This is a genomic window from Actinacidiphila polyblastidii (assembly GCF_036353415.1).
Taxonomy (GTDB): Bacteria; Actinomycetota; Actinomycetes; order Streptomycetales; family Streptomycetaceae; genus Actinacidiphila; species Actinacidiphila polyblastidii.
The window spans coordinates 662,335-684,722 of sequence record NZ_JAZEWV010000001.1 but is presented as its reverse complement, the minus strand read 5'-3'; the positions used below and the strand labels follow the sequence as shown (position 1 = coordinate 684,722).

19 protein-coding genes and 1 riboswitch are annotated in these 22,388 nt (G+C 73.8%); of the genes, 8 read left to right on the top strand and 11 right to left on the bottom strand.

Annotation, left to right across the window (positions count from 1 at the left end; all coding sequences use genetic code 11):
- Positions 1 to 75: 75 nt before the first annotated feature.
- Genes V2S66_RS02830 through V2S66_RS02805 form a run of 6 tightly spaced genes read right to left on the bottom strand, consistent with a single transcriptional unit; the run spans position 76 to position 7,342 of the window.
- Positions 76 to 1,482, bottom strand: a complete 1,407-nt coding sequence (locus V2S66_RS02830) for an NAD(P)/FAD-dependent oxidoreductase (RefSeq protein WP_330792756.1) — start codon at positions 1,480 to 1,482, stop codon at positions 76 to 78.
- The gene (locus tag V2S66_RS02825) at positions 1,482 to 2,279 is read right to left on the bottom strand and encodes an ABC transporter permease (RefSeq protein WP_330792755.1); all 798 of its coding nucleotides are present in this window, start codon (positions 2,277 to 2,279) and stop codon (positions 1,482 to 1,484) included. The genes V2S66_RS02830 and V2S66_RS02825 overlap by 1 nt, the downstream gene beginning before the upstream one ends.
- Entirely contained in the window at positions 2,279 to 3,223 is a 945-nt protein-coding gene (locus V2S66_RS02820; RefSeq protein ID WP_330792754.1) for an ABC transporter permease, read from the bottom strand. The genes V2S66_RS02825 and V2S66_RS02820 overlap by 1 nt, the downstream gene beginning before the upstream one ends.
- Positions 3,220 to 4,416 (bottom strand): ABC transporter ATP-binding protein, encoded by a 1,197-nt coding sequence (locus tag V2S66_RS02815; protein WP_330792753.1) that lies wholly within the window; start codon positions 4,414 to 4,416, stop codon positions 3,220 to 3,222. Before V2S66_RS02815 ends, V2S66_RS02820 begins: the two co-directional genes overlap by 4 nt.
- 29 nt (positions 4,417 to 4,445) lie before the next feature.
- Positions 4,446 to 5,678: a polyamine ABC transporter substrate-binding protein gene (locus V2S66_RS02810; RefSeq protein ID WP_330792752.1), complete on the bottom strand. Its 1,233-nt coding sequence runs from the start codon at positions 5,676 to 5,678 to the stop codon at positions 4,446 to 4,448.
- 53 nt (positions 5,679 to 5,731) lie between these two features.
- A complete protein-coding gene (locus V2S66_RS02805) occupies positions 5,732 to 7,342 on the bottom strand; it encodes a gamma-aminobutyraldehyde dehydrogenase (protein ID WP_330792751.1) in 1,611 nt (536 codons plus the stop codon).
- Positions 7,343 to 7,567: 225 nt separating this feature from the next.
- Here V2S66_RS02805 and V2S66_RS02800 point away from each other — a divergent pair, with 225 nt between their 5' ends.
- From V2S66_RS02800 to V2S66_RS02790, 3 genes are all read left to right on the top strand, one after another.
- The gene (locus tag V2S66_RS02800; protein WP_330792750.1) at positions 7,568 to 9,172 is read left to right on the top strand and encodes a PucR family transcriptional regulator; all 1,605 of its coding nucleotides are present in this window, start codon (positions 7,568 to 7,570) and stop codon (positions 9,170 to 9,172) included.
- 137 nt (positions 9,173 to 9,309) lie between these two features.
- Positions 9,310 to 10,347, top strand: a complete 1,038-nt coding sequence (locus tag V2S66_RS02795) for an adenosine deaminase (RefSeq protein WP_330792749.1) — start codon at positions 9,310 to 9,312, stop codon at positions 10,345 to 10,347.
- A gap of 4 nt (positions 10,348 to 10,351) precedes the next feature.
- The gene (locus V2S66_RS02790; RefSeq protein ID WP_330792748.1) at positions 10,352 to 11,035 is read left to right on the top strand and encodes a glycerophosphodiester phosphodiesterase; all 684 of its coding nucleotides are present in this window, start codon (positions 10,352 to 10,354) and stop codon (positions 11,033 to 11,035) included.
- A 22-nt stretch (positions 11,036 to 11,057) separates the two neighbouring features.
- Here V2S66_RS02790 and V2S66_RS02785 read toward each other — a convergent pair whose 3' ends face one another.
- Complete coding sequence (locus V2S66_RS02785) at positions 11,058 to 12,494, bottom strand: gamma-aminobutyraldehyde dehydrogenase (protein WP_330792747.1); 1,437 nt, start codon at positions 12,492 to 12,494, stop codon at positions 11,058 to 11,060.
- 216 nt (positions 12,495 to 12,710) lie between these two features.
- On the opposite strand from V2S66_RS02785, the gene V2S66_RS02780 reads away from it, so the two are divergent.
- The 5 genes from V2S66_RS02780 (at position 12,711) to V2S66_RS02760 (ending at position 17,768) form a co-directional block, all read left to right on the top strand.
- On the top strand, positions 12,711 to 13,187 hold the full coding sequence (locus V2S66_RS02780; protein WP_330792746.1) for an Lrp/AsnC family transcriptional regulator: 477 nt from the start codon (positions 12,711 to 12,713) through the stop codon (positions 13,185 to 13,187).
- 2 nt (positions 13,188 to 13,189) lie between these two features.
- Complete coding sequence (locus V2S66_RS02775; protein WP_330792745.1) at positions 13,190 to 14,560, top strand: aspartate aminotransferase family protein; 1,371 nt, start codon at positions 13,190 to 13,192, stop codon at positions 14,558 to 14,560.
- Positions 14,561 to 14,736: 176 nt separating this feature from the next.
- Entirely contained in the window at positions 14,737 to 15,465 is a 729-nt protein-coding gene (locus V2S66_RS02770; protein ID WP_330792744.1) for an ABC transporter ATP-binding protein, read from the top strand.
- A 79-nt stretch (positions 15,466 to 15,544) separates the two neighbouring features.
- On the top strand, positions 15,545 to 16,609 hold the full coding sequence (locus V2S66_RS02765; protein ID WP_330792743.1) for a hypothetical protein: 1,065 nt from the start codon (positions 15,545 to 15,547) through the stop codon (positions 16,607 to 16,609).
- A 40-nt stretch (positions 16,610 to 16,649) separates the two neighbouring features.
- On the top strand, positions 16,650 to 17,768 hold the full coding sequence (locus tag V2S66_RS02760) for an LOG family protein (RefSeq protein ID WP_330792835.1): 1,119 nt from the start codon (positions 16,650 to 16,652) through the stop codon (positions 17,766 to 17,768).
- Positions 17,769 to 17,875: 107 nt separating this feature from the next.
- On the opposite strand, the gene V2S66_RS02755 is transcribed toward V2S66_RS02760, so the two are convergent.
- The 4 genes from V2S66_RS02755 to V2S66_RS02740 form a co-directional block, all read right to left on the bottom strand.
- The gene (locus V2S66_RS02755) at positions 17,876 to 18,349 is read right to left on the bottom strand and encodes a VOC family protein (protein WP_330792742.1); all 474 of its coding nucleotides are present in this window, start codon (positions 18,347 to 18,349) and stop codon (positions 17,876 to 17,878) included.
- Between the two features lie 66 nt (positions 18,350 to 18,415).
- Positions 18,416 to 19,447 carry an ABC transporter ATP-binding protein gene (locus V2S66_RS02750; RefSeq protein ID WP_330792741.1) on the bottom strand — a complete coding sequence of 344 codons (1,032 nt, stop codon included), beginning with the start codon at positions 19,445 to 19,447 and terminating at the stop codon, positions 18,416 to 18,418.
- Positions 19,447 to 21,066 carry an ABC transporter permease gene (locus tag V2S66_RS02745; protein WP_330792834.1) on the bottom strand — a complete coding sequence of 540 codons (1,620 nt, stop codon included), beginning with the start codon at positions 21,064 to 21,066 and terminating at the stop codon, positions 19,447 to 19,449. Before V2S66_RS02745 ends, V2S66_RS02750 begins: the two co-directional genes overlap by 1 nt.
- 35 nt (positions 21,067 to 21,101) lie before the next feature.
- A complete protein-coding gene (locus tag V2S66_RS02740; protein ID WP_330792740.1) occupies positions 21,102 to 22,202 on the bottom strand; it encodes a thiamine ABC transporter substrate-binding protein in 1,101 nt (366 codons plus the stop codon).
- Positions 22,194 to 22,315, bottom strand: a riboswitch (TPP riboswitch). It overlaps the preceding gene by 9 nt.
- Positions 22,316 to 22,388 lie beyond the last annotated feature (73 nt).

The following is a 22,388-nucleotide window of genomic DNA, read 5'->3' as shown; positions in this document are numbered from 1 at the left end:
CGGCGGGGGCCGTTCATTACGCGGGTTCCGGCGCCCGGCGCAGTGACGCGGCTCACATCTCCCGTCACACGCGGCTCAGCTGTCGAAGCCGAGGCCGGCCCTGTCCAGCGCGCGCAGCCACAGGTTGCGGTGTCCCTGGCGGGCGTCGGCGCGGGTCAGCGACCACTGGCTGAGGCCGATGCCGAGGGAGGCCAGCGGCTCGGGCGGGAAGGGCAGCGGCTTCCTGCGCACCATCTCCAGCCGGGTCCGCTCGGTGGGCTGCCCGGCCAGCAGGTCGAGCATCACCTCGGCGCCGAAGCGGGTGGCTCCGACACCGAGGCCGGTGAAGCCGGCGCTGTAGGCCAGCCGCCCCCGGCAGGCGGTGCCGAAGAACGGCGAGAAGCGGGTGCAGGTGTCGATCGCGCCGCCCCACGCGTGGCTGAACCGCACGCCCTCCAGCTGCGGGAAGCAGTCGAAGAAGTGCCGGGCCAGCCGCTCGTAGGTCTGCGGCCGGTGCTCGTAGGAGCCGCTGAGCCGGCCGCCGCGCGGGTAGACCGCGTCGTAGCCGCCCCACAGGATGCGGTCGTCGGCGGTCAGCCGGAAGTAGTGGAAGTGGTTGGCGGTGTCGCTGAGCCCCTGCCGGCCGCGCCAGCCGACGGCCGCGCGCCGGGCGGCGTCGAGCGGTTCCGTCATCAGCGCGTAGTCGTAGACCGGCACGGTGTACGGGCGGGTGCGGCGGATCAGCGAGGGGAAGACGCCGGTGCCCAGCGCGACGCGGCGGGCCAGCACCTGGCCGTAGGGAGTGCGCACGGCGAGGGCGGCGCCGGTGCGGGCGAGCGCGGTGGCGGGGGTGCGCTCGTAGATCCGGACGCCGGCCAGGACCGCGGCGCGCGCGAGGCCCCAGGCGAGCCGGGCGGGGTGCAGCATGGCGACGCCGCGGCGGTTGTACAGGCCGCCGAGGAAGGTCGGCGAGTCGACTGCGGCGCGCACCTGGTCGCGGTCGAGGAGCTCCAGGCCGGGGTCGTACGGCGCGGCGCGGGCGTGCGCGGCGCGCAGTTCGTCCCACTGGTAGGGCGCGGTGGCCACGTCGATCTCGCCGGTGCGCTCGAAGTCGCAGTCCAGGCCGTACCGGGCGACCGCCGCCTCGATCGCGTCGAGGTTGCGGTCGCCCAGCTCCTGGAGCCGGCCGAACTCGCCGGGCCAGCGGTCGAGTCCGTTGAGCGGGCCGTGGGTGAGGCTGGCGGCGCAGAAGCCGCCGTTGCGGCCCGAGGCGGCCCAGCCGATCCGGTCGGCCTCGACCAGCACCACGTCGGCGCCGGGGTCGCGCTCCTTGGCCAGCAGCGCGGTCCACAGCCCGCTGTAGCCGCCGCCGACCACCAGCAGGTCGCAGTGGTCCCGGCCGACCAGCGCCGGCCGCGCGTCGGGCCGCGCCGGGTCGTCCAGCCAGTACGGGACGGGTTCGGCGGCGGCCAGCGCGCGGGCCGGGTTCCGCGGCGCGACCATCAGGTCCGCGCCTTCCTACGGCCGCCGACGAGCTGCGCGCCGAGCACGAGCACCACGGCGATCACGAACATCGCCGAGCCGATCACGTTGACCTGCACCGGGGTGCCGCGCTGCGCCGAACCCCACACGTACATCGGGAAGGTGACGGTGTTGCCCGCGTTGAAGCTGGTGATGATGTAGTCGTCGAAGGAGAGCGCGAAGGACAGCAGCGCGCCGGCCATGATGCCGGGGGCGGCCAGCGGCAGGGTGATCCGCAGGAAGGTCTGCAGCGGGGTGGCGTACAGGTCCTGCGCGGCCTGCTCCAGCCGCGGGTCCATGCTCATCACCCGGGCCTTGACGGCGGTGACCACGAAGCTCAGGCAGAACATGATGTGCGCGATGAGGATGGTCCAGAAGCCGAACTGGATGCGCATGTTGAGGAACAGGGTGCCGAGCGAGGCGCCCATGACGACCTCGGGCATCGCCATCGGCAGGAAGATCAGCATGTTGGTGGCGGCGCGGCCGCGGAAGCGGTAGCGGGCCAGCGCGAAGGCGGTCAGGGTGCCCAGCACGGTCGCGCCGATGGTGGCGTACACCGCGATCTTCAGGCTGAGGGTGAGCGAGTCGCACATCCCGGCGACGCTGCACGGGTGCTGCCAGGCGTCGGTGGAGAAGCGGGTCCAGGTGTAGTTGTAGCGGCCCTTGGGCTTGTTGAAGGAGAACAGCAGCACCACGAGGTTGGGGACGATCAGGTACAGCAGGGTGAGCGCGCCGAAGACCACCACGAGGTGGCGGCGCAGCAGCCGGATCACGGGCATCAGACCAGGTCCTCCGTTCCGGCCCTGCGGACGTAGACGGTGACGATCCCGAGGATGACGGCCATCAGGATGAAGGACAGCGCCGCGGCCGTCGGGTAGTCCAGCACCCGCAGGAACTGCGACTGGATGACGTTGCCGATCATCTTCTGGTTGGTGGAGCCCAGCAACTCGGCGTTGATGTAGTCGCCCGAGGCCGGGATGAAGGTGAGCAGGGTGCCCGCCACCACGCCGGGCATGGACAGCGGGAAGGTCACCTTGCGGAAGGTGGTGAACGGCGTCGCGTACAGGTCGCCGGCCGCCTCGTGCAGCCGGCCGTCGACGCGTTCGAGCGAGGTGTAGAGCGGCAGGATCATGAACGGCAGGAAGTTGTACGTCAGGCCGCAGACCACCGCGAGCGGGGTGGCCATCAGCCGGTGGCCCGAGGTGACGCCGAGCCAGCTGGTGGCGTCCAGCAGGTGCAGGTCGTTCAGCACCCGTACCACCGGGCCCTGGTCGGCGAGGATCGTCTCCCAGGCGAGGGTGCGGATCAGGAAGCTGGTGAAGAACGGCGCGATGACCAGCATCAGCACCACGTTGCGCCAGCGCCCGGCGCGGAAGGCGATGGTGTACGCCAGCGGGTAGCCGATCACCAGGCACAGCACGGTGGCGATGCCCGAGTAGACCAGCGACTTCACGAACTGCGTCCAGTACGACCGCAGCGCGTCCCAGTAGGTGGCGAAGTGCCAGGTCACCTTGAAGCCGGCGTCGAGCGAGCCGGTCTGCACCGAGGTCGACGCCTGGTAGACCATCGGCGCGACGAAGAAGACCAGCAGCCAGGCGACGCCGGCGAGCAGCAGCAGGTACGGCACCCGGCGGCGGCGCCGGGCGGCGCGCCTGAGCGCCGCCGGGGGCGCCGCGGGCGGCGCCGGGGGGGCCTCGGCGAGCGGGGCGGTGGCGGCGCTCATACGGCGGCCCCCGCCGGGTCGGGGGCGCCGGCCCCGGTGCCGGCGGCGTCGGTGCCCGCGTCGATGTCCTGGCCGGCGTCGAGGCCGAAGGTGTGCTCGGGGTTCCAGTGCAGGACGACGGGGGCGCCCGGGACGAGCCGGCCGTCGCGCTCGACGTTGGGCACGAAGACCTCGAGTCCCGGGCAGACCGGGCTGTCGACGACGTACTGGGTGGACACGCCGATGAAGCTGGAGTCGGCGATGGTGCCGTGCACGCGGTTGCGCCCCTGCGGGATCGCCGCCTCGTCGTCGCCGTGGGCCAGGGTGATCTTCTCCGGGCGCACCCCGGCGAGCACCCGGCTGCCCGCGGCGACCTCGGTACGGCAGCGCGCGGCGGGCATCCGCAGCGTCACGCCGCCCGCGGCGAGCGCGATGACGCCGCCGGTGACGCCGGTCACCTGGGCCTCGATGAGGTTGGAGGTGCCGAGGAAGTTGGCCACGAAGGTGGACTCGGGGTTCTCGTAGAGGTCGGCGGGGGCGCCCATCTGCTCGACCCGGCCGGCGTTCATCACCGCGACGGTGTCGGCCATCGTCATGGCCTCCTCCTGGTCGTGGGTGACGTGGACGAAGGTGATGCCCACCTCGGTCTGGATGCGCTTGAGCTCCAGCTGCATCTGGCGGCGCAGCTTCAGGTCCAGCGCGCCCAGCGGCTCGTCGAGCAGCAGCACCTCGGGCTGGTTGATCAGCGCCCTGGCGACGGCGACGCGCTGCTGCTGCCCGCCGGAGAGCTGGTGCGGCCGGCGGCGGGCGAGCGCGCCGAGCTGGACCAGGTCGAGCATGTCGCCGACCTGCTTCTTCACCGACTTGATGCCGCGGCGGCGCAGTCCGAAGGCGACGTTCTCGTAGATGTCCAGGTGCGGGAAGAGCGCGTAGTTCTGGAAGACGGTGTTGACCGGGCGCTTGTAGGGGGGCAGGGCGGTGACGTCGCGGCCCGCGAGGAAGACCGAGCCGCAGGAGGGGTCCTCCAGGCCGGCGATCATCCGCAGGGTGGTGGTCTTGCCGCAGCCGGAGGCGCCCAGCAGCGCGAAGAAGGAGCCCGCGGGCACGCGGAGGTCGAGCGGGTGGACGGCGGCGAAGGAGCCGTAGGTCTTGCCGATCCCGGTGAGCCGGACGGCGTCGCCGGTCGGAGCGGTGCTCGTGCTGGGGGTCGTCATGGAGTGTCCTCGTCGGGGGTGGTGGCGGCTCAGGCGCCGATGAGCTTGGAGAACTTCTCCTCGTACCGCGAGTCCTCCGCGTCGCCGAGCGAGCGGAACTCGTGCCCCTTGGCGTCCATGGAGGCGTCCGGGATGATCAGCGGGTTCTCGGCGAGCGACTTGTCGATCCTGGCGAGGTACGGTTCGACGCCGGCCACCGGGCACACGTAGTTGATGTACGCGGAGAGCTGGGCGGCGACCTGCGGCTGGTAGTAGTAGTCGATGAGCCGCTCGGCGTTGGTCTTGTGCCGGGCCTTGTCGGGAATCATCAGGTTGTCGGTGGAGAACATGAACCCGGCGTCGGGGAAGACGTACTCGATGTCCGGGTCGTCGATCCGCAGCTGCACGAGGTCGCCGGCCCAGGCGACGCACGCGGCGATGTCGCCCTTGCTGAGCCCGTCGGTGTACTCGTTGCCGGTGAACTTGCGGATCTGGCCGGCGTCGACGGCCTTCTGGATGCGTGCGACCACCGCGTCGAAGGAGTCGTCGTCGACGTCCTCGGGCCGCTTGCCCATGTCGAGCAGCGTCATCCCGATGGTGTCGCGCATCTCCGAGAGCATCGCGACCTTGCCCTTGAGCGAGCGGTCGTCCAGCAGCTGCGAGATCGAGGTGATCCTGCGGCCGCCGGTGGCCTTCTTGTTGTACGCGATGCAGGTCGCGATGCCCTGCCAGGGGTAGGAGTAGGCCCGGCCGGGGTCCCAGGACGGGCTGCGGAAGCGCTGGGCGAGGTTGGCGTAGGCGTGCGGCAGGTGCGCGGGGTCCAGCTCCTGCACCCAGCCGAGCCGGATCATCCGGGCGGCCAGCCAGTCGGTGAGCACCATCAGGTCGCGGCCGGTGTCCTGGCCCGCGGACAGCTGGGGCTTGATCTTGCCGAAGAACTCGACGTTGTCGTTGATGTCCTCGGTGTAGGCGACCTTGATGCCGGTGCGCCGGGTGAAGGCGTCCAGGGTGGGGCGGTGCTTGCCGTCGTCGGTGACGTCGATGTACTCGGTCCAGTTGGAGAAGTGCACGAGCTTCTCCTGCGCCGAGTGGTCGGTGGAGGCCGTCGCGTCGCCGGTGCGTCCTGCCGCGGGTATGCCGCACGCGGTGAGTGCCGCGGTGCCGATCGCGCCGAGGCCGGCCGCCCGCAGCAGGCTGCGGCGCGCGAGGGCGCCCCGGCCGCTGGTCATGCTGCGGGCCACGGCCGCCCGCAGCGGCGGCGGCATCGTCTCGTAACTCTCCATGGGTGGTGCCTTCCGAGGGACCGGCCGGGGCGCCGGCATGACGGGATGAGGGGTCAGCGATCTGCGAAGACGGTGCGGTGCCAGTCCTTCCTGGCGACCGCGGTGTTGTCGTACATGACGTGCTTGACCTGTGTGTACTCCTCCAGGGCGTAGAGCGACATGTCCTTGCCGTAGCCGGAGGACTTCGCCCCGCCGTGCGGCATCTCGCTGACGATCGGGATGTGGTCGTTGATCCACACGCAGCCCGCGGTGATCTCCCGGGCGGCCCGGCCGGCCCGGTACACGTCGCGGGTCCACGCGGAGGCGGCGAGACCGTAGGGCGTGTCGTCGGCGAGCGCCAGGCCCTGGTCGTCGGTGTCGAAGGGCAGCACCGCGAGCACCGGCCCGAAGATCTCCTGCTGGACCGCCTCGCTGTCCTGCGGGGCGCCGGCCAGGAGCGTCGGCCGGTAGTACGCGCCGGCCGCCAGCGCGCCGCCGGGCGCGCCGCCGCCGGTGACCACGGTGGCGTAGGAGCGGGCGCGCCGCACGACGGCGGCGACGCGGTCGCGGTGCGCGGCGGAGATCAGCGGGCCGAGGTCGGTGGCCGGGTCGAAGGGGTCGCCGAGCCGCACGCCGGCCATCAGGTCGGCGACGGCGGCGGTGAACGCGTCGTACAGCGGCCGCTGGACGTAGGCGCGGGTCGCGGCGGTGCAGTCCTGGCCGGCGTTGATCAGGCAGCCGGCGACCGCGCCGTGCACGGCGGCCTCCAGGTCGGCGTCGTCGAAGACCACGAACGGCGCCTTGCCGCCCAGCTCCAGGTGCACGCGCTTGGCGGTGCCCGCGGCGAGCGCGGCGACGCGCCGGCCGACCGCGGTGGAGCCGGTGAAGGAGGTCATGGCGACGCCGGGGTGGCCGACCAGGTGCTCGCCCGCCACCGGTCCGGTGCCGGTGACGACGTTGACCACACCGGCGGGCAGGCCCGCCTCGTCCGCGGCCCTGGCGAGCATCAGCGCGGTGAGCGGCGTCAGCTCCGAGGGCTTGAGCACGACGGTGTTGCCCGCGGCGACGGCCGGCAGGATCTTCCAGCCGGCCATCTGCAGCGGGTAGTTCCAGGGCGCGACGGACCCGACGACGCCGACCGGCTCACGGCGGACGTACGAGGTGTGGTCGGGGCTGTACTCGGCGGCGGCCCGCCCTTCGAGGTGGCGTGCGGCGCCGGCGAAGAAGTCGGTGTTGTCGATCGTGCCGGGCACGTCGAAGCCGGCGCTGAGCCGGATCGGCTTGCCGCACTGCAGGGTCTCGGCGCGGGCGAAGTCGCCGGCCCGCTCCTGGAGGAGCCGGGCCAGCCGGTGCAGGGCGGCGGCCCGCTCGGCCGGCGGCGTCGCGGCCCAGCCGGGCAGCGCCGCCCCCGCGGCGGCCACCGCGGCGTCCACGTCGGCGGGACCCGCGGTGCGGTACGTCCACACGGGCCGCCCGGTCGCCGGGTCCACCACGGTGAAGTCCGCGTCGCCGGTGCCGGGCCTGGCGGCGCCGCCGATGTGCTGGGCGCCCTCGGCGAACTCCTCGGCGAGCGCCGCGGACAGCCGCGCGGTCGAGTGCGCGGTCAACCGCCCGGCGACCTCGGGGACGGGCTCCCCGGGAGGTGTGCCCTGCGCCCCGCCGGTCCCCTCCGTCGTGTGCTGCATCCTGCGCCTCCCGGACCTCGCGGTCGAGCGTTACAGCGTGGCTGAAGTCTGGATTGGTCGCTGATCCTGGCAGAGGTAACCGACCACAACAAGGGATTCCGTTGTTGCCTTTTGGTTACACGACGAAATCTGTACTCGGGGCCTCGCGGAGCAGCCGCCGCGGCACGCACAATGCCCCCAGCCGGGCCTGACCCGTGCGCACGCCGCCGATCCGGAGGACCGCCCATGCTGCCGAGCGTTGCCAAGGTGCTGCGACTGGACGCCGTGCGCGTCGGGCGGCCGCAGGTGGTGGCGGGCGCGGCGGGCCTGGGCGCCGAGGTCCGCTGGGCGCACGTGGGCGAGCTGACCGACATCGCGGGCATGCTGCGCGGCGGCGAACTGGTGCTGACGACCGGCGTGATGTTCCCGGCCGCCGCGGCCGGACTGACCGCCTACGTCGACGCGCTGGCGGACGTCGGCGCGGCGGGGCTGGTGGTGGAGCTGGGCCGCCGCTACCCCGCGCGGCTGCCCGGCCCGCTCGTGCGCGCCGCCGAGCGGCGCCGCCTGCCGCTGGTCGCACTGGGCCACGAGGTGCCGTTCGTCGCGGTCACCGAGGCGGTCCACGCGATGGTGATGGACGCCCAGTTCGCGCAGTTGCGGGCCTCGGAGGAGGTGCACAGGACCTTCCACGACCTGGCGGTGGAGGGCGCGGAGCCGGCCGCGGTGGTGCGGCAGGCGGCGGTGATGGCGGGCGCGCCGGTGGTGCTGGAGAACCTCGCCCACCAGGTGCTGGTCTTCGACCCGGCGGGCCGCGAGCCGGGCCCGCTGCTCGACGGCTGGGAGCGGCGTTCGCGCGCGCTGGCCCCGGCGGGCCGCACCGGCCACGACGCCCGCTCCGGCTGGCTGGTCACCACCGTCGGCGCGCGCGGCAGCGACTGGGGGCGGCTGGTGCTGCTCGGCTCGGGCGCCGCGGTACGGCGGCACGGTGTGCTGCTGGAACGGGCCGCGGCCACCCTGGCGCTGGGCCGGCTGCTGGACCGCGACCGCGAGTCGCTGGAGCGGCAGACCCACCGCACCCTGCTCTCCGGGGTGCTCACCCATGCGCTGAGCCTCGCCGACGTGGCGCTGCGGGCCCGCGCGCTGGGGGTGCCGCTGGAGGGCCGCCGGCTGGTCGGGGTGATGCTGCGGCCGCGCGGCGGCCGGCCCTCCGCGGCGCTGGACGCGGAGGCCCGGCTGCGCGACCTCACCGAGACGGTCGCCGGCGCCGTGCGCTCGCGCGGGGCGTCCGCGCTGACCGCGGCGCTCGACGACGGCGCGGTCGGCGTGCTGGTCTCGCTCGGCCCGTACGAGCAGGAGCGGGCGGTGCTCGAAGGGCTGGCGGCGGCGCTGGCGGGCGCCCCGCCGTTCGTGATGGCCGCGGGCACCTCGGTCGGGGCGCTGCGCGACGCGCGCCGCACCCTGCTGGAGGCGGCGCAGGTCGCCGAGGCGGCGGCAGCCGGGGACGGCGGCCCGGCCCCGCGCGGCTACTACCGGCTGCCCGACGTCCGGCTGCGCGGCCTGCTGCACCTGCTGCGCGACGACGCGCGGCTGCAGACGTACGTGGAGCGCGAGCTGGGGCCGCTGCTCGCGCACGACGCCGAGCACGGCACCGATCTGGTCCGCGTCCTCGGCGGCTACCTGGCCTGCGGGCGCAACAAGTCGGCCGCCGCCGAGGCCGCCCACCTCTCCCGCCCGTCCTTCTACGACCGTCTGCGCCGCGTCGAGCGCGTCCTGGGCGTCGACCTCGACCAGGTCGAGTCCTGCCTCTCCCTGCACGTGGCGCTCCTCGCCCTCGACGCCGTCCGCCCCTGACCCGGCGCGGGCCGCGCTCCGGGCCCGGGGGCGGAGCAGGGACGCCGGGGCAGGGCGCCCGCGCCGGGCCGAGGGCGCGGCGGGGGCGCGCACTACGATGAGGCGGACGTCCCGTACCGCTGCACGGAGGACCCCGCATGTCCGACACCGCCCCCGGCGGCGCCTTCGCCGCCTTCATCGCGGGCCTGCCGAAGGCAGAACTGCACGTCCACCACGTGGGCTCGGCGTCGCCGAGAATCGTCGCGGAGCTGGCCGCGCGCCACCCGGACTCGGCGGTGCCGCACGACCCCGCCGCGCTGGTGGACTACTTCAGCTTCCGGGACTTCGCGCACTTCATCCAGGTGTACCTGTCGGTCGTCGACCTGATCAGGGACGCCGAGGACGTGCGGCTGCTCACCTTCGAGGTGGCCAGGGACATGGCCCGGCAGAACATCCGCTACGCGGAGCTGACCGTCACCCCGTACAGCTCCACCCGGCGCGGCATCCCCGGCGAGGCGTTCATGGAGGCGATCGAGGACGCCCGCAAGTCGGCCGAGGCCGAGCTGGGCGTGACGCTGCGCTGGTGCTTCGACATCCCGGGCGAGGCGGGGCTCGCCGCCGCGGAGGAGACCGTGCGGCTGGCGCTGGACCTGCAGCCCGACGGCCTGGTCTCCTTCGGGCTCGGCGGCCCGGAGATCGGCGTGCCGCGGCCGCAGTTCAAGCCGTACTTCGACCGGGCGCGGGCGGCCGGCCTGCACAGCGTCCCGCACGCCGGCGAGACCACCGGGCCGCAGACGGTGTGGGACGCCGTCCGCGAGCTGGGCGCCGAGCGGATCGGCCACGGCACCAGCTCGGCCCAGGACCCGCGGCTGCTGGCGTACCTGGCCGAGCACCGGATCCCGCTGGAGGTCTGCCCGACCTCCAATGTCGCGACCCGCGCGGTGGCCTCGCTGGAGGAGCACCCGATCCGGGAGATGGCCGCGGCCGGCGTGCTGGTCACCGTCAACAGCGACGACCCGCCGATGTTCGGCACCGACCTGAACACCGAGTACGGCGTGGCGGCGCGGCTGCTGGGGCTGGACGCGGCAGGTGTCGCGGCGCTGGCGAAGAACGCGGTGGAGGCGTCGTTCATGGACGCGGCGGGCAAGGCCCGGCTGGCCGCGGAGATCGACGCCTGCACCGCAGCGCGGGCGTGACCCGGTGACGCTCGCCGTCGCCCACCGCGGCGACCCCTCCGTGCACCGCGAGAACACCCTGGCGGGACTGCGCTCGGCGCTGCGCAAGGGCGCCGACGTGGTGGAGATCGACGTGCGGCTGACCTCGGACGGGGTTCCGGTGCTGCTGCACGACGCGACGCTGGAGCGGCTGTGGCGGCATGACGCGCCGGTCGCCTCGCTCACCGCCGACGAGGTGTTCAAGGCCACCGGCGGCGGGGTGCCGCCGCTCGCCGAGGCGCTCGCCGCGGTGGGCGAGCACGGCTCGGCGCGGGTGCTGCTCGACCTGACTGCCGCCGACCAGGCGGCGGCGGCGGTGGCCGCGGTCCGCGCGAGCGGGCTGGGCGAACGCGCCTACTACTGCGGGGCGCTGGCCGCGATCGGCCGGGTCCGCGCACTGGACCCGGCCGCGGAGATCGCGCTGACCTGGAAGACCTCGGCGCGGCCGGCGCCGGAGCTGCTGGCCCGGCTGGCCCCCCGCTGGCTGAACCTGCGGTTCGGCCTCGTCGACCCGCCGACCGTGGCGTGGGCCCGCGAACGCGGCCTGCTGGTCGCGGCGTGGACCGCGGACTGGGAGCGCTCGATGGACCGGCTGCTGGGGTACGGCGTCGACGCGATCACCTCCAACCGCCTGGACGCCCTGCGCCGCCGGATCGGCCGCCGGGGCTGACGCCCGCGGCGGCCGGCGCCGCTCACGCGCCGAGGGACGTCATGACGTGCTTGACCCGGGTGTAGTCCTCGAAGCCGTAGGCGGACAGGTCCTTGCCGTAGCCGGACTGCTTGAAGCCGCCGTGCGGCATCTCGGCGACCAGCGGGATGTGCGTGTTGATCCACACGCAGCCGAAGTCGAGCCGCTTGGACATCCGCATGGCCCGCCCGTGGTCCCTGGTCCACACCGAGGATGCCAGCGCGTAGTCGACGCCGTTGGCCCACTCCACCGCCTGCTCCTCGTCGGAGAAGGACTGGACGGTGATGACCGGGCCGAAGACCTCGCGCTGCACGATCTCGTCGTCCTGGCGCAGCCCGGAGACGACGGTGGGCGCGTAGAAGTAGCCCTGCTCGCCGACCCGGTGGCCGCCGGTCTCGACCTTGGCGTGGGCGGGCAGCCGCTCGATGAAACCGCTGACCTGGGCGAGCTGCGCGGCGTTGTTCAGCGGGCCGTAGAGCACGTCCTCGTCGTCGGGCCGGCCGGTCCTGGTCTCGGCGGCGGCCTTGGTGAGGGCGGCGGTGAACTCCTCGCGGATGGACTCCTGCACCAGCACGCGGGTCGCGGCGGTGCAGTCCTGGCCGGCGTTGAAGAACCCGGCCACCGCGATGTCCTCGACGGCCTTGGCGATGTCGACATCCTCGAAGACCACGACCGGCGCCTTGCCGCCCAGCTCCAGGTGGACCCGCTTGACGTCCTTGGCGGCGGAGCCCGCCACCTCGATGCCGGCCCGCACCGAGCCGGTGATGGAGGCCATCGCGGGCACCGGGTGCTCGACCATCAGCCGGCCGGTGTCGCGGTCGCCGCAGACGACGTTGAAGACGCCCTTGGGCAGGATGCCGCCGAGGATCTCGGCGAGCAGCACGGTGGAGGCGGGCGTGGTGTCGGACGGCTTGAGCACCACCGTGTTGCCGGCGGCGATGGCCGGCGCGAACTTCCACACGGCCATCATCATCGGGTAGTTCCAGGGCGCGACCTGCGCGCACACCCCGACCGGCTCGCGCCGCACGATGGAGGTCATGCCCTCCATGTACTCGCCGGCCGAGCGTCCCTCCAGCATCCGGGCGGCGCCGGCGAAGAAGCGGATCTGGTCGACCATCGGCGGGATCTCCTCGCTCGCGGTCAGCCCGATCGGCTTGCCGGTGTTCTCGCTCTCGACCGCGACCAGTTCGTCGGCGCGCGCCTCGATGGCGTCGGCGATCCGCAGCAGCGCCTTCTGCCGCTCCGCGGGCGTGGTGTCGCGCCAGCCGGGGAACGCGGCGCGCGCGGCGGCCATCGCCGCGTCGACGTCGGCGCTGCCGGACAGCGGCGCCCGCGCGTACGCCCGGCCGGTCACCGGGTCGATCACGTCGGTGGTGCGGCCGTCGGCGGCGTCGCGGAATTCTCCGTCGATGTGGTTGCGCAGAGTGCGGAGTTCGGTCACGGCGCTTGCTCCCTGGTCCTACGGTTCGGTCCTGCGGTTCGGTCCCGCGATGCGGTGTCCACGTGCTGAGACACCTCCAGCTTAGCCCGACGACTGCCGTATTCGACACACCCGCCGAGGCCGAACAACCGAATCAGTCAAATGACCGCCTGATAGCTGCGAATTTCATCGTGAGGGGCTTGCGGGACCGTCGACCTCTCCTGCACAGTGGTGCCCGTGGCCACTCGTGACAAGAACGGCGCCTCCCCTTCGGTGGACGCGGTGTCGAAAGCGATCATCGAACAGCTCCAGGAGGACGGCCGCCGTCCGTACGCGGCCATCGGCAAGGCGGTGGGCCTGTCGGAGGCGGCGGTGCGCCAGCGCGTGCAGAAGCTCCTGGACCAGGGTGTCATGCAGATCGTCGCGGTCACCGACCCGCTCACCGTGGGGTTCAGGCGGCAGGCGATGGTCGGCGTCAACGTCGAGGGCGACACCGACCCGGTCGCCGAGGCGCTCGCCGAGCTGGACGAGGTGGAGTACGTGGTGCTGACCGCCGGCTCCTTCGACCTGCTGGTGGAGATCGTCTGCGAGGACGACGACCACCTGCTGGAGATGATCAACAAACGGATCCGCTCGCTGCCCGGAGTCCGCTCCACCGAGAGCTTCGTCTACCTCAAGCTCCGCAAGCAGACCTACACGTGGGGAACCAGATAGCCATGACCGCTCGCAACGACGACCACTCCCAGAGCGCGTACGACCACCTGTGGATGCACTTCACCCGGATGTCCTCCTACGAGGACGCCCCGGTGCCGACCATCGTGCGCGGCGAGGGCACGTCGATCTACGACGACCGCGGCAAGCGGTACATCGACGGCCTGTCCGGGCTCTTCGTGGTCAACGCCGGCCACGGCCGGCACGAACTGGCCGAGACCGCCTACAAGCAGGCCCAGGAGCTGGCCTTCTTCCCGATCTGGGGCTACGCCCACCCCAAGGCGGTCGAACTCGCCGAGCGGCTCGCCCACTACGCGCCCGGCGACCTGAACAAGGTCTTCTTCACCACCGGCGGCGGCGAGGCCGTCGAGACCGCCTGGAAACTGGCGAAGCAGTACCACAAGCTCACCGGCAACCACACGAAGTACAAGGTGATCTCGCGCGCCGTCGCCTACCACGGCACCCCGCAGGGCGCGCTGTCCATCACCGGGCTGCCGGCCCTGAAGGCGCCGTTCGAGCCGCTGGTGCCGGGCGCCCGCAAGGTGCCGAACACCAACATCTACCGCGCCTCGATCCACGGCGACGACCCGGTGGCCTTCGGCCGCTGGGCCGCGGACCAGATCGAGCAGGAGATCGTCTTCGAGGGTCCGGACACGGTGGCCGCGGTGGTGCTGGAGCCGGTGCAGAACGCCGGCGGCTGCTTCCCGCCGCCGCCCGGGTACTTCCAGCGGGTCCGCGAGATCTGCGACAAGTACGGCGTGCTGCTCGTCTCGGACGAGGTGATCTGCGCCTTCGGCCGGCTGGGCACGATGTTCGCCTGCGACAAGTTCGACTTCGTGCCGGACATGATCACCTGCGCCAAGGGCATGACCTCGGGCTACTCCCCCATCGGCGCGTGCGTCGTCTCCGACCGGGTCGCCGAGCCGTTCTACCGCGGCAAGAACACCTTCCTGCACGGCTACACCTTCGGCGGCCACCCGGTGTCGGCAGCGGTGGGCCTGGCCAACCTCGACATCTTCGAGCGCGAGGGCCTCAACCAGCACGTGCTGGACAACGAGGGCGCCTTCTTCGCCACCCTCGACCGGCTGCGCGACCTGCCGATCGTGGGCGACGTCCGCGGCAACGGCTTCTTCTACGGCATCGAGCTGGTCAAGGACAAGGCCACCAAGGAGACCTTCACCGACGAGGAGGTCGAGCGTGTGCTCTACGGCTTCCTGTCGAAGTCGCTGTACGACAACGGCCTGTACTGCCGCGCCGACGACCGCGGCGACCCGGTGGTGCAGCTGGCCCCGCCGCTGATCGCCGACCAGGCGCTGTTCGACGAGATCGAGGGCATCCTGCGCGGCGTGCTCAGCGAGGCGTGGACCAAGCTGTAGGCCCCCGCGCCGCTGCCCGCGCGGCACCCGTCCGGACGATCCGCACGCCCCGGACGCCGCGCCTGCGCGCCGCTGCCCGCCACCGTGCCTACGGTGGCGGGCAGTGACCGCTCTCTCCTCGGCTCGTTGGACGCAGTGTCCGACGCGCCAGGGGGAACGACCCGCGGAGGTACGGCATGGTGGCCCCGCCCGACAACGACGTGCTCTGGGCCCGCGCCCTGCGCCACGCGCACCAGGGCTCGCCCGCGCTGCTCGGCGTCTCGATCAACGTGCGCGCGGGGGAGATCCTCGCCGTGGTCGGGCCGCACGGCGCGGGCAAGTCCACGCTGCTGCGCTGCCTGTCGGGGCAGCTCGTCCCGGACGAGGGCGAGGTGTGGTTCAACAGCGGGCCGGTGCACACCCTGGCCGAGCCGGCCCGCGAAGCGCTGCGCCGGGACCGCTTCGGCTGGGTCGACGGCGAGGCGCAGCTGATGCCGGAGCTGACCGCGTGGGAGAACGCCGCGCTGCCGATGCTGCTGCGCGGCGACGGCCACCGGGCGTCGAAGGCCGCCGCGCAGGAGTGGCTGGAGCGCCTGGACATCGGCGACGTGGCACGCCGCCGCCCCGCCGACCTGACGCAGGCGCAGCGCCAGCGCACCGCGGTCGCCCGCGCGCTGGTCACCGGCCCGCAGGTGGTCTTCGCGGACGAGCCGACCGCGCCGCTGCACCGGGCCGACGGCGCCCATGTGCTGCGCACCCTGGCCAGCGCGGCCCGCTCGCACGACATCACCGTGGTGCTGGCGACCAGCGACCCGGACAACGCCCGGCACGCCGACCGAACGGTGCAGCTGGTCGACGGCCGCCCCGGCAGCCCGATGCCGCTGCAGGACCGGGAGTCCGCCAGCGCACGCCCGGCGTCCGTATGACGGGCGGGGTCCGTACGACGGGCGGCCCGGCGGGGGTGGGGCGGTGCTGAGCCTGCGGGTGCTCAGAGGGTCGCGGCCGGTGGTGCTCGGACGGTGGCTGCTGGTCACCGCGGCCTCGGCCGGCTCCGGCCTGCTGCTGCTGTCCTCGCTGGGCTGGGCGCTGGCCCACCCCGGCGGCGGCGCGGACGGCGCGGTCGTCCGCCTCGGCTGGTGCCTGATCCCGGTGCTGGTGACCGTGCAGCTCGCGGTGGCGGTCGGCCGCGCGCAGCCCGCCGGATGGCCGCGCACCGGACTGTCCGCGGTGGGCCTGGGCAGGACCGGCGTGGTGATGCTGGCGGCGGCGTGCGCCGCGGTGACGTGCACGCTGGGCAGCGCGGTCGCGCTGGCGGTCTTCCTGCAGCTGCGCGGCGACGTCGTGGGCGTGCCGTGGAACGGCGTCGGCCCCGGGCTGCTCGCGGCGGGCAGGCCACTGCCGCCGGCCGGCGCGATCACCCTGCTGGCCCTGGTGCCGGTGGCGGCCGCGGCCGCCACCGCGTTCCGGCTGCGCGAGGAGCGGCCCCCGGCGCACGACGCGCCCGGCACCCTGCCGTGGGGTGTGTCGCTGGTCGCGGTGGGCCTGGCCGCGGAGCTGACCGCGCCGTCGGGGCACGAGGTGCCGCTGCCCAGCGGCCTGGGCTCGATCTCGCCCGCCGCGCTGGCGGCCTGGGCGGTGACCGCGATCGGCATGGTGCTGGCCGGCCCCGGCATCGTCCACCTGTGCGGCCGGCTGACGGCGTCCTTCCGTCCCGGCGCGGTGCGGCTGCTCGCCGGCCGGGCGCTGCAGTACGAGGCGCGCCGGATCGGCTACCCGCTGGGCCTGCTGTGTGCGACGGCCTCCGCTGCGCTGGCCGCCTGGGACGGCGCGCACGCGCTCGGCCCGGTCTCCTCCTTCGCCGCGGCGCTCATCGCGGTGTGCGTGCTGGCCACCTCCGCGCTGGCGCTGACGGAGACCAGGAACGCCCGCACCGCGCCGCGGGCGGCGCTGCACGCGGTCGCCGCCTCCCCCGCGGTGCTCAGGGGCGCGGTGGCGGTGCGCGCCGGGGTGCTGTTCGCGGTGCTGGTGCCGGTGACGGTGCTGGTCGCGGCGCTCTCCACCTATCCGTGACGTGCTGGGGTGCGGTTAGGCTTCAGGCGTGCCCGTTGAGATGGACGCCGCCGCCGGGCCGCCGGCCGGGCGGGAGATCGCCACCCTGGAGGACTTCGACCGCACCGCGCTGACCGGCAGTTTCGCCGGTTACCGGGTGCAGGCCGTGGACCTCACCGACCGCACCTTCGCGCTGCTGGTCTCCGACACCTCGCGGGCGGTGTTCCTCGGCTGCCCGATGGAGCCGCAGGCCCTGGCCCACGTCAGGGCGGGCGGCGCGCTGGTCTTCCCGCCGCTGCCGGACCTGCCGTTCGACCCGTACCGGGGCTCGCTGTACACCCCGGAGGAGCTGTACGCGGGGCTCGCCGACGGCGGCTCGTACGAGGACACACCGGACGCCCGCACCAGCCGGTGGTTCCGGCGCACCGCGACCGACGGCGACGTGCTCGCGTCGATGCTCCGCTCGGTCCACGACCACGCGCTGCGCGACGCCCTGGACGAGCGGCTGCGCCGGCAGCGGGTGGTGGGGGTGATGGGCGGGCACGCCATGGAGCGCGGCGGCGCCTCCTACGCGGGCGCGGCGCGGCTGGGCCGCGCGCTGGCCCGGCGCGGCTTCACGGTGGCGACCGGCGGCGGCCCCGGCGCGATGGAGGCCGTCAACTTCGGCGCCTACGCCGCCCCGCACGACGAGGTGATGTTCGGCAAGGCGCTGGCGGTGCTGGCCGCCGCCCCGCCCTTCGGCGCCTCGGTCGGCGCGTGGACCCGGACCGCCCTGGCGGTACGGGAGCGCTGGCCGCAGGGCGGCCCCTCGTACGGGATGCCGACGTGGTGGTACGGCCAGGAGCCGACGAACGCGTTCGCCACGCATGTCGCGAAGCTCTTCGCGGTGGCGGCCCGCGAGGACGGTCTGCTGTCGCGCTGCTCCGCGGGCGTGGTGTTCCTGCCGGGCGCGGCCGGCACCGTCCAGGCGGTCTTCGACGCGGCGACCGCGAACCACTACGGCACGCGGGGCGAGCCGGCGCCGATGGTGCTGGTGGACCGGGCGCACTGGACCCGGGTGCTTCCCGCGTGGCCGCTGCTGCAGTCGCTCGCGGCGGGCCGGGCGATGGCCCGCCGCGTCGCGCTGGTGGACGGCGTCGCGGACGTGCCGCACACCCTGGAGCAGCTGGCCGACGCCTGACCGGCGCCAGGCGGCAGCCGCCAGAGGCCGCGCCGCGCATCTCCGGGCGGCGCGGGCCCCGGGCGGCGCGGGAGGCGTCCTGGCGGCGCTTCGGGGCGGTGCCCAGGTCAGCCCTCGAACGCCTTCTCCAGCTCGTCGACCACGATCCTGTGCATGCCGAGCATCGCGGTCATCGCCCGCTGCGCCTTCTCCCGGTCGGGGTCGGCCAGCAGCTCGGTGAGCCGGCGCGGCACGATCTGCCAGGAGACTCCGTACCGGTCCTTCAGCCAGCCGCAGGGGCCCTCCTCGCCGCCGTCCGCGGTGAGCGCCGTCCACAGCCGGTCGACCTCCTCCTGCGAGCCGCAGTCCACGCTCAGCGACATCGCCTCGTTGAAGGTGTACACCGGCCCGCCGTTGAGGGCGAGGTACCGCTGCCCGGCCAGTTCGAACTCCACCAGCATCACGGCGCCGGGGGTGCCGGGCCCGGCCTCGCCGTACTTCTGGACGGCGACGATCCGGGAGTCCTCGAACAGCGAGGTGTAGAACGCGGCGGCCTGCTCGGCCTGGTCGTCGAACCACAGGAAGGTGGTGATCTTCTGCATGGTGCTCGCTCCGCTTCCGTCGTCTCGGTGGCTTGTGCCAGGTATGACGAGGCGGCGCGGGAAAAGTCATCGGTCCAGGACGACCACGTCCTCGGGGTCGAACACGACGCCGACGCGCTCGCCCTGCGCGGGGGCGTCGCGCAGCGCGCAGTCCGCCTCGAGCAGCGGGCCGCGCGCCGGGGCGAGCAGCAGCGCGACGCGTCCGCCGCGGAAGGTGCGGCCGCGCACCTCGCAGGCCAGGCCGGCGCCCGCGGGCCGCAGCAGCACGCCGCCGGGCCGCACCAGCACCTGCCGGGTGCCCTGCGGGCTGCCGTCGGGCACCGGCAGGCTGCCCCACGCGGTGGTGGCGACGCGGCCGGCGACCTCGGCGGGCGCGATGGTGTCGAAGCCCAGGAAGCGGGCGACGAACTCGCTCGCGGGGCGCTGCCACACCTCCAGCGGGGTGCCGCTCTGCGCGATCCGCCCGTCGCTCATCACCACGACGCGGTCGGCGAGCGCGAACGCCTCGCCCTGGTCGTGGGTGACCGCCAGCACGGTGGTGCCCAGCCGGCCGAACAGGTCGCGCAGCTCGACGACGAGGCGTTCGCGCAGCGAGCGGTCGAGCTGGCCGAGCGGCTCGTCGAGCATCAGCAGCCGCGGCGAGGGCGCCAGCGCCCTGGCGAGCGCGACGCGCTGCTGCTCGCCTCCGGAGAGCGTGTCGACGGCGCGCCCCGCGGCGCCGGGCAGGCCGACCAGGTCGAGGAGGTCGGCGACCCTGCGGTCCCGTTCGGCGCGCGGCGCCCGGTGCATGCGCGGCCCGAAGCCGACGTTGCCGCCGACGTCGCGCTGCGGGAACAGCTGGTGGTCCTGGAACATCAGGCCGACGCCGCGCCGGTGCGCGGGCACGCCCGCCTGGTCGGCGCCGTCCAGCAGCACCCGTCCGGCGTCCAGCGGCTGCAGTCCCGCGACGGCCCGCAGCAGGGTGGACTTGCCGCTGCCGCTGGGCCCGAGGACGCACACCGTCTCGTGCGCGGCGACGTCGAGGCCGACGCCGTCCAGGGCGGTGCGCGACCCGAACCGTACGGTCGCGGCGTCCACCCGCAGCAGGGCGTCGGCCATCAGAACTCCCCCGAGGGGTCGGCGGTGCTGTGGGACTCCAGGATCAGCAGGGACAGCGCGCACACGGCCATCAGGATGGTGCTCAGCGCCATCGCCTGGCCGTAGTTCATCTCCCCGGCGCGGCCCAGCAGGCGGGCGACGGCGACCGGCAGGGTGGGGCTGTCGGGCCTGGCGATGAACACGGTCGCGCCGAACTCGCCGAGTGAGACGGCGAAGGCGAAGCCGGCGGCGATGCCCACCGCCCTCCCGACCAGCGGCAGTTCGACCTCGCGCCAGACCCGCAGCGGCGACGCGCCGAGCACCGCGGCGGCCTGCCGCAGCCGGTCGTCGACGGCGCGCAGCACCGGCAGCATGACCCGCACCACGAACGGCACGCCGACCAGCGCCTGGGCGAGCGGCACCAGCAGCCAGGAGTCCCGCAGGTCCAGCGGCGGCTTGTCGAGGGTGATGAGGAAGCCGAAGCCGACGGTGACGGCGGAGGTGCCGAGCGGCAGCATCAGCAGCGCGTCGAAGCCGCGCATGACCCGCCCGGCCCTGCGGACCAGGGCGGCCGCGGCGAGGCCGCCGACGGCCAGCGCGATGGCGGTGGCGACCGCGGCGTACCGCAGCGAGTTCCACACCGTCTGCAGCGGCGCGACGAGGAAGGTGCCGCCGTCGCCGGAGCCGTCCGCGGAGCCCAGGGCGCGGTAGAAGCCCAGGCCGTAGCCGCCGGGGGCGTCGAAGGAGCGCAGCACCAGCACGGCGAGCGGCAGCACGATCAGCAGCGCCACCGAGGCCAGCACCGCGGCGAGCAGGACGCGTTCGCCGCCGCGCGGCCGGTGCGCGGTGCGGGCCGCGTCGACCAGCCGCAGGGTCGCCTCGCGGCGGCGGACCGACCAGGCGTGCAGCGCCAGGATGATGCCGACGGCGACCAGTTGCAGCAGCGTCAGCACGGCGGCGGTGGGCAGGTCGAGCAGCTCAGCGGTCTGCCGGTAGATCTCCACCTCCAGCGTGGACCTGGTGGGTCCGCCGAGGATCTGCACGACGCCGAAGGAGGTGAAAGTGAACAGGAACACCATGAGCGCCGCCGCGGCCAGCGACGGCGCGAGCGCGGGCAGGGTGACGCGCCGCCACGCGGCGAGGCGGCTCGCGCCGAGCATCCGCGCCGCCTCCTCCTGCCGCGGGTCGAGCTGCGCCCACAGTCCGCCGACGGTGCGGACCACCACGGCGTAGTTGAAGAAGACGTGCGCGATGAGGATCGCCCACACGCTGGTGTCCAGCCGCACGCCGAGCAGGTCGTCGGTGAGGCCGCCCTGCCCGAGCAGCGCGAGGAACGCGGAGCCCGCGACGACCGTCGGCAGTACGAACGGCACCGTGACCAGCGCGCGCAGCAGCCGGCGGCCGGGGAAGTCGAGCCGCGCGAAGGCGTACGCGCCGGGCAGCGCCACCGCCAGCGTCAGCGCGGTGGACGCGGCGGCCTGCCAGCAGGTGAACCACAGCACGTGCCGGATGCCGGCGTCGCCGAGCACGTCGCCGACCGCGCCCAGCCGCCAGGTGCCGTCGGCGCGCAGCCCGCGGCCGACGATGGCGGCCACCGGGTAGGCGAAGAACGCGGCGAAGAACACCAGCGGCAGTGCCATCAGCGCCGGCCGCAGCGCCGCCGCCCTGCGGTCGGTCACAGGACGGTCGACGTCCACGTCTTGACCCAGTCGTCCCGGTGGGCGGCGATGGTCGCGGGCGGCAGTGTGGCGGGGTGGTCGATCCTCGCGCCGTACTTCACGAAGACCGGCGGCTCGGTGGCGCCCTTGACGACCGGGTCCACGTACATCTCCAGCGGCATGTCCTGCTGGAAGGCGCGGGTCAGCATGAAGTCGATGAACGCCTTGCCGCCCGCGGTGTTCTTCGCGCCGTGCAGCAGTCCGGCGAACTCGATCTGCCGGAAGCAGGTGCCGGTCGACACCCCGACGGGTGACTGCGCGGGCGCCGGATCGACGCCGACCACCTCGGCGGGCGGGCTGGAGGCGTAGGAGACGACCAGCGGCCGGTCGCCCTTGGCCTTGTGTCCGGCGGCCGAGCCGGAGAAGCGGTCGTTGTACGCCTGCTCCCAGCCGTCGACGACCTCCACGCCGTTGTTCTTCAGCTGCTTCCAGTAGGCCTGCCACTGGTCCTGGCCGTAGGTGGCGACGCTGCCGAGCATGAACGCCAGGCCCGGCGAGGACGTCGCCACGTTCTCGGTCACCAGCAGGTTCTTGTACTGCGGCTTCACCAGGTCGGCGAAGGTCCGCGGCGGCGCGATGCGGTGGGAGGCGAACCAGGCGCGGTCGTAGGTGACGCACACGTCGCCGGAGTCGATCGGCGTGACCCGGTGCCGGGCGGCGTCGAGCTGCACGTCGGAGGCCACCTGGTCCAGGCCCTTGGCCTGGTAGGGGTCGAACAGGCCGTGGTCGAGCGCCCGGGACAGCAGGGTGTTGTCCACGCCGAAGAAGACGTCGCCGCGCGGGTGGTCCTCGGTGAGGATCGCCTGGTTGACGGCCGCGCCGGCGTCGCCGCCGCGCAGCACCTTGACCTTGTAGCCGGTCTCCTTGGTGAACGCGGCGAGCACGGAGTCCGAGGCGGCGAAGGAGTCGTGGCTGACCACGGTCACCGTGTGGGAGGCCGCGGCGCCGGCCGGGGTGTCCTTGCCGGAGCCGGAGCCGCCGCACGCGGCGAGCACGGTCGCGGCCGCGGTGGCGAGGACCAGCGCGCCCACGGCACGCCTGCGGATGGTGCTGTTCATGAGGTGACTCCCTACGCCGGTATGACCCGGATCAGGTTCGAGGGTCTGCGGCCTGGGACCGTTGTCCCAGCCGCACTCTCAGCGCCGTCTCAGGCGCTCCCCTGTCGGATGTTCACTTGTCGGATGTTCACTTGCCGGCGCGGAGGCGCGTACGGTCGCCCGCGCGAGGGCCCGCACCTGTCAGCT

Excerpts from the sequence above, each read along its gene's own strand:
- V2S66_RS02800 (WP_330792750.1), top strand. The coding sequence starts at position 7,568 with ATGCTGCCGAGCGTTGCCAAGGTGCTGCGACTGGACGCCGTGCGCGTC.
- V2S66_RS02755 (WP_330792742.1), bottom strand. The coding sequence starts at position 18,349 with ATGCAGAAGATCACCACCTTCCTGTGGTTCGACGACCAGGCCGAGCAG.
- V2S66_RS02830 (WP_330792756.1), bottom strand. The coding sequence starts at position 1,482 with ATGGTCGCGCCGCGGAACCCGGCCCGCGCGCTGGCCGCCGCCGAACCC.
- V2S66_RS02815 (WP_330792753.1), bottom strand. The coding sequence starts at position 4,416 with ATGACGACCCCCAGCACGAGCACCGCTCCGACCGGCGACGCCGTCCGG.
- V2S66_RS02810 (WP_330792752.1), bottom strand. The coding sequence starts at position 5,678 with ATGGAGAGTTACGAGACGATGCCGCCGCCGCTGCGGGCGGCCGTGGCC.
- V2S66_RS02760 (WP_330792835.1), top strand. The coding sequence starts at position 16,650 with ATGGACGCCGCCGCCGGGCCGCCGGCCGGGCGGGAGATCGCCACCCTG.
- V2S66_RS02745 (WP_330792834.1), bottom strand. The coding sequence starts at position 21,066 with ATGGCACTGCCGCTGGTGTTCTTCGCCGCGTTCTTCGCCTACCCGGTG.
- V2S66_RS02795 (WP_330792749.1), top strand. The coding sequence starts at position 9,310 with ATGTCCGACACCGCCCCCGGCGGCGCCTTCGCCGCCTTCATCGCGGGC.
- V2S66_RS02805 (WP_330792751.1), bottom strand. The coding sequence starts at position 7,342 with ATGCAGCACACGACGGAGGGGACCGGCGGGGCGCAGGGCACACCTCCC.
- V2S66_RS02820 (WP_330792754.1), bottom strand. The coding sequence starts at position 3,223 with ATGAGCGCCGCCACCGCCCCGCTCGCCGAGGCCCCCCCGGCGCCGCCC.
- V2S66_RS02750 (WP_330792741.1), bottom strand. The coding sequence starts at position 19,447 with ATGGCCGACGCCCTGCTGCGGGTGGACGCCGCGACCGTACGGTTCGGG.
- V2S66_RS02770 (WP_330792744.1), top strand. The coding sequence starts at position 14,737 with ATGGTGGCCCCGCCCGACAACGACGTGCTCTGGGCCCGCGCCCTGCGC.
- V2S66_RS02825 (WP_330792755.1), bottom strand. The coding sequence starts at position 2,279 with ATGCCCGTGATCCGGCTGCTGCGCCGCCACCTCGTGGTGGTCTTCGGC.
- V2S66_RS02740 (WP_330792740.1), bottom strand. The coding sequence starts at position 22,202 with ATGAACAGCACCATCCGCAGGCGTGCCGTGGGCGCGCTGGTCCTCGCC.
- V2S66_RS02775 (WP_330792745.1), top strand. The coding sequence starts at position 13,190 with ATGACCGCTCGCAACGACGACCACTCCCAGAGCGCGTACGACCACCTG.